General features: G+C 67.5%; 12 protein-coding genes. 6 read left to right on the forward strand and 6 right to left on the reverse strand.

Features of this window, described 5'->3' with window-relative positions:
* Nucleotides 1-127: 127 nt before the first annotated feature.
* Nucleotides 128-1,024, reverse strand: a complete 897-nt coding sequence (locus AC5P6E_RS02020; protein WP_010481368.1) for a DMT family transporter — start codon at nt 1,022-1,024, stop codon at nt 128-130.
* Between the two features lie 154 nt (nt 1,025-1,178).
* Between AC5P6E_RS02020 and AC5P6E_RS02025 the strand changes: the two genes are divergently transcribed.
* Nucleotides 1,179-1,661 carry a YajQ family cyclic di-GMP-binding protein gene (locus tag AC5P6E_RS02025; RefSeq protein WP_010481366.1) on the forward strand — a complete coding sequence of 161 codons (483 nt, stop codon included), beginning with the start codon at nt 1,179-1,181 and terminating at the stop codon, nt 1,659-1,661.
* 35 nt (nt 1,662-1,696) lie between these two features.
* Here AC5P6E_RS02025 and AC5P6E_RS02030 read toward each other — a convergent pair whose 3' ends face one another.
* The 3 genes from AC5P6E_RS02030 to AC5P6E_RS02040 form a co-directional block, all read right to left on the reverse strand.
* Nucleotides 1,697-2,794, reverse strand: a complete 1,098-nt coding sequence (locus AC5P6E_RS02030; protein WP_495230640.1) for a helix-turn-helix domain-containing protein — start codon at nt 2,792-2,794, stop codon at nt 1,697-1,699.
* A gap of 417 nt (nt 2,795-3,211) precedes the next feature.
* On the reverse strand, nt 3,212-4,339 hold the full coding sequence (locus tag AC5P6E_RS02035; RefSeq protein ID WP_019338847.1) for a zinc-binding dehydrogenase: 1,128 nt from the start codon (nt 4,337-4,339) through the stop codon (nt 3,212-3,214).
* Between the two features lie 17 nt (nt 4,340-4,356).
* Entirely contained in the window at nt 4,357-5,823 is a 1,467-nt protein-coding gene (locus tag AC5P6E_RS02040; protein ID WP_043401043.1) for an aldehyde dehydrogenase family protein, read from the reverse strand.
* A 193-nt stretch (nt 5,824-6,016) separates the two neighbouring features.
* Between AC5P6E_RS02040 and AC5P6E_RS02045 the strand changes: the two genes are divergently transcribed.
* Both AC5P6E_RS02045 and AC5P6E_RS02050 read left to right on the forward strand, forming a co-directional pair.
* Nucleotides 6,017-6,583 (forward strand): DUF1415 domain-containing protein, encoded by a 567-nt coding sequence (locus AC5P6E_RS02045; RefSeq protein WP_029379749.1) that lies wholly within the window; start codon nt 6,017-6,019, stop codon nt 6,581-6,583.
* Nucleotides 6,580-7,383, forward strand: coding sequence for an SDR family oxidoreductase (locus AC5P6E_RS02050; protein WP_329834992.1), 804 nt, complete (start codon nt 6,580-6,582; stop codon nt 7,381-7,383). The genes AC5P6E_RS02045 and AC5P6E_RS02050 overlap by 4 nt, the downstream gene beginning before the upstream one ends.
* Nucleotides 7,384-7,465: 82 nt before the next feature.
* On the opposite strand, the gene AC5P6E_RS02055 is transcribed toward AC5P6E_RS02050, so the two are convergent.
* Complete coding sequence (locus AC5P6E_RS02055; protein WP_495230641.1) at nt 7,466-9,496, reverse strand: M3 family metallopeptidase; 2,031 nt, start codon at nt 9,494-9,496, stop codon at nt 7,466-7,468.
* 170 nt (nt 9,497-9,666) lie between these two features.
* On the opposite strand from AC5P6E_RS02055, the gene AC5P6E_RS02060 reads away from it, so the two are divergent.
* Nucleotides 9,667-10,071 carry a hypothetical protein gene (locus AC5P6E_RS02060; protein WP_010481352.1) on the forward strand — a complete coding sequence of 135 codons (405 nt, stop codon included), beginning with the start codon at nt 9,667-9,669 and terminating at the stop codon, nt 10,069-10,071.
* A 48-nt stretch (nt 10,072-10,119) separates the two neighbouring features.
* Here the strand turns inward: AC5P6E_RS02060 and AC5P6E_RS02065 are convergent, their stop codons facing one another.
* A complete protein-coding gene (locus AC5P6E_RS02065) occupies nt 10,120-11,232 on the reverse strand; it encodes a PLP-dependent cysteine synthase family protein (RefSeq protein WP_043401049.1) in 1,113 nt (370 codons plus the stop codon).
* A gap of 122 nt (nt 11,233-11,354) precedes the next feature.
* Here AC5P6E_RS02065 and gloA point away from each other — a divergent pair, with 122 nt between their 5' ends.
* Nucleotides 11,355-11,873 (forward strand): lactoylglutathione lyase, encoded by a 519-nt coding sequence (gene gloA / locus AC5P6E_RS02070; protein WP_057503091.1) that lies wholly within the window; start codon nt 11,355-11,357, stop codon nt 11,871-11,873.
* Between the two features lie 121 nt (nt 11,874-11,994).
* On the forward strand, nt 11,995-12,423 hold the full coding sequence (locus AC5P6E_RS02075) for a VOC family protein (protein ID WP_049404183.1): 429 nt from the start codon (nt 11,995-11,997) through the stop codon (nt 12,421-12,423).
* Nucleotides 12,424-12,459: the final 36 nt, after the last annotated feature.

Consider the following 12,459-nt stretch of genomic DNA (forward strand, 5'->3'; position numbering starts at 1 on the left):
TCGCGCGCCCGCGCCATGGGCCAGAATGTTATTCCTTTTGGTTCTAAGTCGCCCGCGCCGACGCATTGGCTGGGGTTAGAGCCCCTGCGGGGACCCGACCCCGGGGTCGGATCCTGGCCCAACCGGCTCAGGGGTGATCCAGCGGCTTCGGCGGCTCCTGCCGGTTCACCCGCTCGCGGTGCAGCAGGTACAGCCCCGAAGCCACGATGATCGCCGCGCCCACCCAGGTATAGCCATCAGGCAGCTGGCCCCAGAAGGCCAGGTCCCAGCCAATCACCCAGACCAGCCCGCTGTACTCCAGCGGCGCGATCATCGAGGCCTCGCCCAGCTGGAAGGCCTTGGTCAGGGCGATCTGGCCCAGTGCCCCGGCCAGTCCCATGCCGGCGATCAGCGGGGCATGTGCCAGCTGCAGCGGCACCCAACCGGGAATGGACAGCAGCCCGGCACCGATGGCCATGATCACCAGGAACCAGACCACCATCGACTGCGAGGTATCGGTGCGGGTCAGCAGGCTGACCGTGATCGCTGCCACGGCATAGGCGGTGGCCGCAGCAAGCACCATCAGCCCCGGTACCGAGATGAAGCCATCCACGCCCGGCCGCAGCACCACCAGCACGCCCACCAGGCCGATGCCGATGGCAACCCAGCGCCGCGGCCCGACCCGTTCACCGAGCAGCGGCACCGAGAGTGCAGCGATCAACAACGGGGCGACGAAATAGATGGTGTAGGCGGTGGACAGCGGCAGGTCGCGCAGGGCGAACACGAAGCAGCCGATCATCGCCATGCCCAGCCCGCCACGCAGCAGGTGCAGGCCCCAGCGGCGCGGGATCAGCGAGCGCGGGCCGGCGCTGACCAGCACCCACACCAGCACGAACGGCAACGAGGCCGCACCACGCAGGAAAGTCACTTCCAGCGTGGGATAGCTGGCCGACAGCTGCTTCATGCCAGCGTCCATCAGCGAGAAACAGGCGACCGCAGCGACCATCCAGGCCACCGCACGCGAAGGGGAGCGTTGCACGTTCATGGCCCATTATCGCCCGGTCGTCGCCTTCTGTAGAGCCGAGCCCACGCTCGGCTGCTCTTCACAAGGCAGCCGGGCATGGGCTCGGCTCTACACAAAGCGGGCGCGCGGCCCCGCACGATAGAATGGCCGCCACTGAAACCTGCGGAGCCCGCCCATGCCTTCCTTCGACGTCGTGTCCGAAGTCGACACCCACGAGCTGACCAACGCCATCGACCAGGCCAACCGCGAACTGGCCACCCGCTTCGACTTCAAGGGCGTGGACGCCAAGTTCGAGCGCGATGGCGATGTCATCAACCAGACTGCGCCGACCGAGTTCCAGCTCAAGCAGATGAACGACATCCTGCGTGCACGCCTGGCCGCGCGCGGCATCGATGTGCTCAGCCTGGAGTTCGGCGACATCGAGACCAACCTGGCCCAGGCCCGGCAGAAGATCACCGTCAAGCAGGGCATCGAGCAGAAGATCGCCAAGAAGATCGCTGCCGCGCTGAAGGAAGCCAAGCTGAAGGTCGAAAGCCAGATCAACGGCGACAAGCTGCGCGTGCAGGGCAAGAAGCGCGACGACCTGCAGGACGCCATTGCCGTACTCAAGGCAGGCAAGTTCGAGCTGCCGCTGCAGTTCAACAATTTCCGCGATTGATCTGCCCGCCGGGCATGGCCCGGCGGACTGCAACGTCAACCGCGCAGCAGCTTGTACAGCGTAGTGCGCGAGATGCCCAGCTGGCGAGCGGCCAGGCTCAGATTGCCGTCCGCCGCCTGCGCCGCACGGCGCGCCGCTTCACGCTGCTGATCACGCAGCAGCGGTGCATTCATCGTCGCCGCTGGAGGGCTTTGTGCGCTGCGGCCAGCGACCTTGCGCGGCGCCTGCAGGTGCTGCAGGTAAACCGCACTGCCCTCGCCTACCCGCACCCGATGCGGCGCCCCGGGTTGCAGCAGGCGCCGCCGCTGCGCGGCACTGGCGCCGGCAAACACGCTTTCCAGGTTCAACAACGGCAATGGCCCCCGACGCGGCAGGCCCAGCAGGCGCCGCGCAACACGGTTGGCCGCGCGCAGCTGGCCATCCTCCTGCACCGCCAGCAGCCCCTGCAATGGCGACGCCAGCCAGCGCGGATCATGCTGCAGCGCCAGCAGGTGCACGTCGGCAAGCGCGTGGAACAACCGGTTCTCGCTGGCCAGCGCGGCCTGCCGGAAGTAGCCCTGCAGCAACGAGGGATCGCGCTCACCCAGGCCGGTGATATCGATCACCCCGCATACCTGCCCATTGAGATCGTGCAGTGGCTCGCTGAGGCAGAACACCGGGGCGAACCGCTGCAGGTAGTGTTCATTGCCCCGTACCAGCGCAGGCAGGTCGTCGGCCAGGCTGACTGCCGGTGCCGTGGTGCCGATCTCGCCCTCGCCCAGCCTCCGCCCGACCTGGATCGGGCGCAGCAGCGGTGCATCTTCCAGGCCATGGGCCTGCTGCGCGATCACCATGCCCTCACGGTTGGCACAGAACATCGTCCAGCCACGCCCGCCAAAGGCGGCCCACAGCTGTTCCAGCTCCGGCCGCACGCAGCGCGCGAGCCGACGGTCGCCGGGATCGGAAAGATGCCGGCCATCACCCAGCAGCGGACGGTAGTCCGGCTCCTGCCCGGGCAGCAGGCCCGCCGCGCGCTGCAGCAGCCATGACTGCTGCAGCGGCAGCGGCAACACGCCCAATGAGCGCGCATCGCCCTCGGCGAAAGCGGCACGTGCCGCCACCAGTTGTTGCTGCCCGACTGTCGTGGCCATCATGGACGCAGCCTACACCCGTCGGCGGCAACGCCACGTTACGTTCCGACAACGGAATGTTTCCGCCAACGGTTCAAACACGGGGTCAGAGGCGTCTTCCATTGGAAAACGGATCCGACCCCGTGCCGACCAACAGCGGCGGGAACCTGTCGAAGGCGGGGTGGGTCCGGTTGCGGGGGTGTCAGCCGCATGGATGCGGCTGCCAAGCCCCCAGGGGTGAGGGCGCTTTGCTCGCGAAGCACTGCTTCGCAAGCGCGCGAACGCACAGCCGCCAGCGGCTGGGCCGGACCGCGGAGCGGGGTTTACGGCGTCCCCCGCAACCGGGCCCACCCCGCCATCCCACGGAATGCCCGCTTTTGCCGTTGCCGTGGACGTTGCTTCGGCGGGTGCAGGGCGCAGTCCTGCAAACCCTCCCCACCCTTACGCTGCGATGCGCAGGATCGGCTTGAGCGTGATTCCCTTCGTACTGTCCTCCGCCGCCTGGTTGATCTGTTCCAGCGGGTAGAACTTCACCAGCTTGTCGAACGGGAAGCGGCCCTGCAGGAACAGCGTGACCAGCTGCGGAATGAACACCTGCGGCACGCTGTCGCCTTCCACGATGCCGCGGATGCTGCGACCACCGAGCAGCAGGTTGTTCACATCGAAACTGGCGGTGGTGCCCAGCTTCGGTGCGCCGACCACGCCCATCATGCCCAAGCCGCCCAGCGCCTCGATACCCGCCGACAGCACCTCGGGGCGACCGGTCGATTCCAGCGCGAAGTACGCACCACCGCCGGTGATCGCGCGTACGGCCTCGATCACGTCGGTCTCGCGGCTGTTCACCACGTGGGTGGCGCCCAGTTCCAGCGCCAGCTCCAGCCGCGAGGGCACTACGTCGATGGCGATGATGGTGGTGGCACCGGCCACCTTCGCCGCCATCACCGCACTCAGGCCCACCGCGCCGGCACCGTAGCTGGCGAAACTGCTGCCCGAGCGCACCTGCAGCGAATTGAGCACCGCACCGGCACCGGTCTGGATGCCGCAGCCCAGCGGGCCCAGCAGTTCCAGCGGCGCATCGTCGGGTACCTTGATCGCGTTGATCTCGCGCGCGATGGCGAAGGTGGCAAACGAAGACTGCGCGAAGAAATGGTCGTGCAGCGGCTGACCCTGCGCATCGGTGATCGCGGTATGGCCGTGGCCATCGTCGCCACCAAAGTTCAGCGCAAAGAAGTCCTTGCAGTAGGCACCGTGGCCGCCCCGGCAGGGATTGCAGTGACCGCAGGCGCCATAGGTCAGCACCACATGGTCGCCCACCTTGAGGTCGCGCACGTTCGGGCCCACCGCCTCAACGATGCCAGCCCCCTCATGGCCGAGCACTGCCGGCAGCGGCACCGGGTAGTACTGGTCGCGCACGATCAGGTCGGTATGGCACAGGCCCGTCGCCACCACCTTCACCAATACCTCGTCGTCCTGCGGGCCACGCAGCCGGGCCTGCTCGATGACGAAGGGCTGTTCTTTGCCGCGGACCACGGCGGCGGTGATCTCGTGGGTTGTGGTCTTGTCGTTCATCGTGATGGCTCCTTCGATCAGATCGGGTAAGCGGGCGCTTCGCCCTTGACGGTCAACCACTGCCACTGGGTGAACTCTTCCCCGTTGGCGGGGCCACCGATGCTGGTGCCGTTGCCGGACGCACCGACGCCGCCGAAGGGATTGATCACCTCGTCATTCACGGTCTGGTCGTTGATGTGCAGCAGGCCGGTACGCAGGCGCTCGCCGATCTTCAGCGCGCGGCCGACGTTGCTGGACACGATCGCCATCGACAGCCCGTACTCGCTGTCGTTGGCCAGGCGCACGGCATCGTCGTCATCGTCGAACGGCACCACCACCGCCACTGGCGCGAAGATCTCTTCGTTGAAGGCTGGATTGTCGGCAGAGACGTTGCCAAGCACGGTCGGCGCGAAGAACAGATCGCGGTGCGTACCGCCTGCCTCCAGCGAAGCACCGGCCTGCAGCGCCTGCTCGACCACGCGCGCGGCGTGGTCACGCTGGCCGGCATTGATCAGCGGGCCGATGGCCACCTCTTCGCGTGCCGGATCCCCCACCTTCAGCGAATTGGCCTTGGCCACCAGCTTCTGCAGGAATGCGTCATGGATCTTCCGCTGCACCAGCACGCGGCCGGTCGCCATGCAGATCTGGCCCTGGTGCAGGTAGACGCCCCACGCGGTGTTGGCCACCGCCAGGTCGAGGTCGGCATCGTCGAGAATGATCAGCGAGTTCTTGCCGCCCAGCTCCAGCGAGACCTTCTTCAGGTGCCTGCCCGCCGCTTCGCCGACCTTGCGTCCAGCGGCGGTGGAACCGGTGAACTGGATCATCGCCACGTGCGGATCGCTGGTCAGCGCTGCACCGGCCGCGCCATCGCCGGGCAGCATGTGCAGCACGCCGGCCGGCAGACCGGCCTGTTCGAACAGGCGTGCGATCACCGCGCCGCCGCACACCGCCGTGCGCGGGTCCGGCTTGAGCACCACTGCATTGCCCAGCGCGATGGCCGGCGCCACCGCGCGCATGGCCAGGTACAGCGGGAAGTTGAAGGGCGAGATGACGCCGACCACGCCCAGCGGCCGGCGTCGCGCCAGGTTCAGCCGACCCGGCTCGGAGGGCAGGATCTCGCCGGTGCTGCGCGACGGTAGCGCCGCAGCTTCGTGCAGCGCCTTGATCGTCACCTTCGCTTCGAAGCCGGCCTTGAGCCGTGTCGAGCCGCTTTCGCGCACCAGCCACTCCACCAGGGTGTCGATGTGTTCCTCGGCCAGGCGTGCCGCGTTGCGCAGCACCTCCGCGCGCTGCTCGTAAGGCGCTGACGCCCACGCCTGTTGCGCCTGTGCAGCGGCCGCCGCCGAACGCGCTACCTGCGCCGGGTCGGCCAGGCCGATTTCGCCGAGGGTGTTGCCGGTGGCCGGCTCGATCACCGGCTGCCGTTGCTCGGCCGCCTGCCAGTGACCATCGAAGAAGGCGCCGGCCCAAAGGGCATCCGGCAGCCACGGAGAAGATGCAGTCATGGGTGTCCTCCTGTGTCGTGCGTCCATTCCACGCCCGCCGTCCGCGACAGGCAATCGGCCATCCAGCGGTCGCCCGCAAGGGCTTGAATCGGCGGGAATTTCCAGCATGGCGACTGTCCAGTTCCTGCACAGTGAACAGCGCGGCAGCGGCACACTGCCTACAATGTCCGCCCCGCCAGCCGACGTGCCCGCCATGACCGACACCCACCTGCCCACCGATGACCCGATCGCCGCCACCCGCCTGTGGCTGGAGCGCATCGTCATCGGCCTGAACCTGTGCCCGTTCGCCAAGGCGGTGTACGTGAAGGACCAGGTCCGTTTCGTGCTCAGTGATGCGACCACGCCCGAAGCGCTGGTCGAACAGCTGGCCGAGGAGCTGGTGCTGCTGCGCGATACGCCGGCCGAGCAGATCGACACGACGCTGATCGTGCATCCGCAGGTGCTGACCGACTTCCTCGACTACAACGATTTCCTCGACAACGCCGACGCGGCAATCGAAGCGCTGGACCTGCAGGGCATCCTGCAGGTGGCGAGCTTCCATCCGGACTACCAGTTCGAAGGCGTGGCCGCCAACGACGCCAGCAACTACACCAACCGTGCGCCCTTCCCCACCCTGCACCTGCTGCGCGAGGACAGCGTGGCACGCGCGGTGGACGTCTATCCGGACCCGGACGTGATCGTCGAGCGCAACATCCAGACCCTGGACCGCATCGGCGTGGACGGCTGGCATCGCCGCCTGCGTGGCGACGACCTATCATGAGCCGCGTGCCGCCGATTGCCGCATGGCCGGTCGCGCCGCTGTCGGGCAAGGTGGCGCTGATCACCGGCGGCGCCAACGGCATCGGCCGCGGCATCGCCCAGGCCGTGCTCGGTGCCGGGGGCCGCGTGCTGATCGGCGACCTGGACATGGAGGCCGGCGAGGCGTGCCTGGCGGAATGGCAGCGCGGTGATGACGCCGCGTTCCAGCGCCTGGACGTCACCGACGAAGCCAGCGTGCGCGACTTCATCGCCGTGGCGCTGCAGCGTTTCGGCCGCATCGACGGACTGGTCAACAACGCGGGCATCTCCGGCCCGCACGGCACGCGGCTGCAGGACATGGCGTGGGATGAGTGGCAGCGCCGGCTGTCCTCGCTGCACGGCGCGTTCCTGTGCAGCAAGCATGCATTGCCCGCGCTGACCGCCAGCGCTGCCGGTGCGATCATCAACATCGCCTCCACCCGCGCCTGGCAATCCGAAGCACATAGCGAAGCCTATGCCGCGGCCAAGGGCGGACTGGTGGCCTTTACCCATGCGCTGGCGATCAGCAGCGGCCCGGCGGTGCGGGTGAACAGCATCAGCCCTGGCTGGATCGGCACCACTGCGTGGCAGGCACCCTCACGGCGCCATGAGCCTGAGTACTCGGCCATCGACCATGCGCAGCACCCGGTCGGCCGGGTCGGCCAGCCCGAGGACATCGGCGCGCTGGCGGTGTACCTGCTGTCGTCACTGTCCGGCTTCACCACCGGCCAGGACTTCGTCGTCGACGGCGGCATGACCCGGAAGATGATCTACGCCGAATAAGCACCGCTTTCCGGTGGGTGCGGACCGTGGTCCGCACCATTGCCAGGAAGTGCCAACCAAGGTTGGCACCTACCAGAGCGGTTTACGCCATGCCCGAATGGCGCAACAGCGCGTCGATCTGCGGTGCGCGGCCGCGGAAGGCCTTGAAGTTCTCCGCCGCCGGGCGGCTGCCACCCCGCGACAGGATCTCATCGCGGAAGCGTGCACCGGTTTCCGCGAGCGCCTGCGGCGCTTCCTCGAACGCGGCGTAGGCATCGGCGCTCAGCACCTCGGCCCACTTGTAGCTGTAGTAGCCGGCCGCATAGCCCCCCGCGAAGATGTGGCTGAACTGGTGCGGGAAGCGGTTCCAGGCCGGCGGATGGTTCACCGCCACCTCCGCGCGCACCCGATCAAGCAGCGCCAGCACGCTGTCCTGCGCCGGCTCGAACTGGCTGTGCAGCAGCATGTCGAACAGGCCGAACTCCAGCTGGCGCACGGTCGCCATGCCGCTATGGAAGTTGCGTGCAGCCAGCATGCGTTCGTACAGCGCGCGTGGCAGCGGCTCGCCACTGTCCACATGCGCGGTCATCGCCTGCAGGTGCTCCCATTCCCAGCAGAAGTTCTCCATGAACTGGCTCGGCAGCTCGACCGCGTCCCACTCCACGCCGTTGATGCCGGCCACGCCCAGCTCGCCGATGCGGGTCAGCAGCTGGTGCAGGCCATGGCCCATCTCATGGAACAGCGTGGTCACTTCGTTGTGGCTGAAGGTGGCCGGCTTGCCATTGGCACCGCGACCGAAGTTGCACACCAGGTAGACCAGCGGGGTCTGCACGCTGCCGTCTGCGCGCTCGCGACGGTTGCGGCAATCATCCATCCACGCGCCACCGCGCTTGCCTTCGCGCGCGTACAGGTCCAGGTAGAACTGGCCAACCAGTGCGCCCTGCGCATCGACCAGACGGAAGAAGCGCACATCCTCGTGCCACACCGGCGCGCTGTCCTCCTGCACACGCAGGCCGTACAGCTGCTCGATCACCGAGAACAGGCCGCCCAGCACCTTCGGTTCGGTGAAATACTGCTTCACTTCCTGCTCGGAATAGCTGTAACGCGCCTGCTTCAGGCGATCGGCGGCGAACGCCAGGTCCCAGGCCTGCAGCTGCCCGATACCCAGTTGCTCGCGCGCGAACTGCTCCAGCTCGGCACGGTCCTTGGCCGCGAACGGTTTGGCGCGCGAGGCCAGGTCACGCAGGAAACCGAGCACTTCGGCAGGGTCCTGCGCCATCTTGGTCGCCACCGAATAATCACCATACGAACCGAAGCCGAGCAGCGCGGCCAGTTCCGCGCGCAGGGCCAGGATGCGGTCGATGTTGCCGCTGTTGTCCAGCGCGTCGTCGCCAAATTCGGACGCACGCTGCGCACTGGCGCGGTACAGGATCTCGCGCAGGTCGCGGTCCTCGCCCCAGGTCTGCACCGGCAGGTAGCACGGCATCTGCAGGGTCAGTTTCCAGCCGGCCTTGCCATCCTTCTGTGCTGCGGCATGCGCGGCGGCCTTCACATCTTCCGGCAGGCCCTTCAGTCGCGCTTCGTCCTCGATGATCAGCGACCACGCATCGGTAGCGTCCAGCACGTTCTGCGAGAACTTCGCCGACAGTGCCGACAGCTCTTCCTTGATCGCCGCGAAGCGCTGCTGCGCCTCCGGCGCCAGCTCGGCACCACCGAGGCGGAAATCGCGCAGGGTGTTGTCCAGCACCTTGCGCTGGGATTCGTCAAAGCCTGCGGCTTCCGGGCTGTCGGCCAGTGTCTGGTACTGCCGGTACAACGCCAGGTTCTGGCCCAGCGCGCTGGCGAAGCGGGTCACCCGTGGCAGGTTGCTGTTGTAGGCCTCACGCAGTTCCGGGGTGTTGACCACGCCCTGCAGGTGGCCGACCAGGCCCCAGGCACGCCACAGCCGCTCGGTGGCATCGTCCAGCGGGGCAACGAAGGTCTGCCAGGTGACCGGCTGCACCTGCTCGGCCGCGCTGACGGCGGCTTCGGCCGCGGCCAGCAGCACGTCCAGCGCCGGCGCCACGTGCTCGGGGCGGATGGCCTCGAAGCGCGGCAGGCCGGGAAAATCGAGCAGGGGGTTGGCAACGGTCACGGCAGATCTCCAGGGTACGGGCCCGGCAGGCGGGCAGCCCAGTAGATATGGCGCTGGCAGGCGGGGCTGACAAGGGGGCGCGGCCCGGTATTCACGTCGGCCTTACGGTCGCGGTTCGAAGCTCTGGCTGCGGGGGAGTCCGCAGCGGTACGCACCGAACGAGGCCCTACATGGAAGGTCTGGCTGCAGTTGCATCCGCCTCACCGGCCCGGTCACTGGCATTGTCCGCCAGCCCGGCCGAACTGACCTGGATCGCCGCATTGTGCGATGCCGACGACGACGCCCCGCGTCACCTGCAGCAATTGCAGGCTGTGCTGCAGCAGGGCGGCACGTTCAGCGATGCCCAGGAGTGGTACCCGTTCGAAGTGATCGAACGCGGCGCCAGCCAGCTGCGGCTGGGCCATGAGCGCGAGTTCGTGATCTGCGTGCTGCTGTGGCTGCAGGCGCTGGCCCAAGGCCGCGCCAGCATGCTGGACCCGAGCCTGCACCTGGATGATCGCGCGATGGACATCGAGGCCTTGCCCGATGCGCTGCGTGATGCGGTGCTGGATGCGTTCACCGCGGCGGGGTATTGAGACGCCCTCGTGATCGCCGGGCGTGGCCCGGCGACAACGTCGACCGACCTACAGCGCCTCCAGGCTGCACCACGGCAGTTCCGGCAACCCCTGCCCGGCCACTGCGGCGGCCAGCTGTGCATCGGCGCCCTCAACATCAATGCCCTGCCGCGCGTACCATGCCGGGTCGTAGTAACTCTGCGCGTAACGCTCGCCGCTGTCGCACAGAATGCTGACGATGCTGCCCTGATGGCCCGCCTCGCGCATCCACTGCGCGGCCTGCAGCACACCAATGAAGTTGGTGCCGGTGGAGCCACCGACGCGGCGGCCGAGCTGGCGGCTGACATGGCGCATCGCGGCCAGGCTCAGCGCGTCGGGCACCTTCACCATCGCATCCACACTGGTCGGGATGAAGCTCGGCTCCACCCGCGGCCGGCCGATGCCTTCCACGCGCGAACCGCCGCTGCAGGTCAGGCCACGCCAGTCCTGCTCACCGGCCACGGCGGACTGGTATCCGTCGAAGAACACCGATACTTCCGGGTCTGCACAGAGGATGCGGGTGTCATGCCGGCGGTAGCTGACATAGCGGCCCAGCGTCGCTGCGGTACCGCCGGTGCCGGGGCTGCACACGATCCATTCCGGAACCGGGCTCGGCTCTTCCGCCATCTGCTTGAAGATGGACTCGGCAATGTTGTTGTTGGCCCGCCAGTCGGTCGCGCGTTCGGCGTAGGTGAACTGGTCCATGAAGTGGCCGCCGGTTTCGCGGGCCAGCTTCTCCGATTCGCCGTTGAGTTCGCAGGCACGCTCGACCAGATGGCAGCGGCCACCGTGGAACTCGATGGCGGCAATCTTCTCCGGCGAGGTCGTGGCCGGGATCACCGCAATGAACGGCACCCCCAGCAGGCGCGCGAAATAGGCCTCGGACACCGCCGTCGAACCGCTGGATGCCTCGATCACCGGCCGCCCTTCGCGCAACCAGCCATTGGTCAACGCATACAGGAACAGCGAGCGCGCCAGCCGGTGCTTGAGGCTGCCGGTGGGATGGCTCGATTCATCCTTCAGGTACAGGTCGATGCCCTCGAACCCGGGCAGCGCCAACGGGATCAGGTGGGTATCGGCGGAACGGTTGAAATCGGCTTCGATCTTGCGGATGGCAGCAGCCACCCATTCACGCTGCGACATGGCGGGCAATGCTCAGAACGGAACGGTGCGATCCGCCCATTGTACGTCGCGGTGCCGTCAGGTGACGGCCGGTAGAATGACCCCATCCGGCCTGCAACGGCCCTGTCTGAAGGACCTCCCCCATGACCATTCCCGCCCTGCGCGATGTCCCCGGCGTCGCCGCCCAGGCCCCGGCCGAAACCACCGGCTTCGTGTTCAACCACACCATGCTGCGGGTCAAGGACATCACCGCCTCGCTGGACTTCTACACCCGCGTGCTCGGCTACCAGCTGATCGACAAGCGCGACTTCCCGGACGCCCAGTTCAGCCTGTACTTCCTGGCCTACGTACCGGCCGGTACGGTGGTGCCGGAAGACGATGCCCAGCGCCGCCTGTGGATGGCCGGCCTGCCGGGCGTGCTGGAGCTGACCCACAACCACGGCACCGAGACCCAGGACGGCGCGGTCTACCACGACGGCAACAGCGACCCGCGCGGCTTCGGCCACATCTGCGTGTCGGTGCCGGACATCGAGGCCGCCTGCCAGCGCTTCGAGGACCTGGGCGTGACCTTCCAGAAGCGCCTGACCGACGGCCGCATGAAGAACCTGGCCTTCATCAAGGACCCGGACGGCTACTGGGTCGAGATCATCGCCAACGTCTGACCCGGAAAGGGGCACAATTCCGGTAGCGCCGGGCCATGCCCGGCGGCCTTGAGCAGGCCGCGCTGCGCGCTCGCCGGGCACGGCCCGGCGCTACCGACTCCGTCCCCTTTTTGAGGTTCGTATGGAAACGATGGAACTGCACCGTGGGCGATTGATCGACCACATCCAGCTGGTGGTGCGTGACCTGGCCGCCAGCCGCCGCTTCTATCAGGCGGTGTTCGATACGATCGGCATTCCAATCGCCGGCGAAGGCGATGATTACTTCTGGGCCGATGAGCTGTTCATTTCCAGCGCCAGCAGCGAGGCTGCCGCCGGCCAGCTGACCGGCCGCCACCACCTGGCGTTCCAAGCGCGCGACAGCGCCACCGTTGATGCCTTCCACACTGCAGCCATCGCCGCCGGCGGCACCGACAACGGTGCACCGGGCGAACGCCCCTACCATCCGGGCTACTACGGCGCCTTCGTGCTCGATCCCGATGGCAACAACATTGAAGTGGTCTACCACGGCCCAGCCAACTACAGCGCCGACTCGGTGAAGGTCACTTTCTGATTTCACCGATGCCGTGAACGAAGAAGCCGGGCAATG

The sequence above is a fragment of the Stenotrophomonas sp. YJH_SMC_16 genome (assembly GCF_059367875.1).

What these genes read in the sequence shown, in the direction of transcription:
- AC5P6E_RS02020 (WP_010481368.1), bottom strand. Translation starts at nt 1,024, where the DNA reads ATGAACGTGCAACGCTCCCCTTCGCGTGCGGTGGCCTGGATGGTCGCT.
- AC5P6E_RS02025 (WP_010481366.1), top strand. Translation starts at nt 1,179, where the DNA reads ATGCCTTCCTTCGACGTCGTGTCCGAAGTCGACACCCACGAGCTGACC.
- AC5P6E_RS02030 (WP_495230640.1), bottom strand. Translation starts at nt 2,794, where the DNA reads ATGATGGCCACGACAGTCGGGCAGCAACAACTGGTGGCGGCACGTGCC.
- AC5P6E_RS02035 (WP_019338847.1), bottom strand. Translation starts at nt 4,339, where the DNA reads ATGAACGACAAGACCACAACCCACGAGATCACCGCCGCCGTGGTCCGC.
- AC5P6E_RS02040 (WP_043401043.1), bottom strand. Translation starts at nt 5,823, where the DNA reads ATGACTGCATCTTCTCCGTGGCTGCCGGATGCCCTTTGGGCCGGCGCC.
- AC5P6E_RS02045 (WP_029379749.1), top strand. Translation starts at nt 6,017, where the DNA reads ATGACCGACACCCACCTGCCCACCGATGACCCGATCGCCGCCACCCGC.
- AC5P6E_RS02050 (WP_329834992.1), top strand. Translation starts at nt 6,580, where the DNA reads ATGAGCCGCGTGCCGCCGATTGCCGCATGGCCGGTCGCGCCGCTGTCG.
- AC5P6E_RS02060 (WP_010481352.1), top strand. Translation starts at nt 9,667, where the DNA reads ATGGAAGGTCTGGCTGCAGTTGCATCCGCCTCACCGGCCCGGTCACTG.
- AC5P6E_RS02065 (WP_043401049.1), bottom strand. Translation starts at nt 11,232, where the DNA reads ATGTCGCAGCGTGAATGGGTGGCTGCTGCCATCCGCAAGATCGAAGCC.
- gloA (WP_057503091.1), top strand. Translation starts at nt 11,355, where the DNA reads ATGACCATTCCCGCCCTGCGCGATGTCCCCGGCGTCGCCGCCCAGGCC.
- AC5P6E_RS02075 (WP_049404183.1), top strand. Translation starts at nt 11,995, where the DNA reads ATGGAAACGATGGAACTGCACCGTGGGCGATTGATCGACCACATCCAG.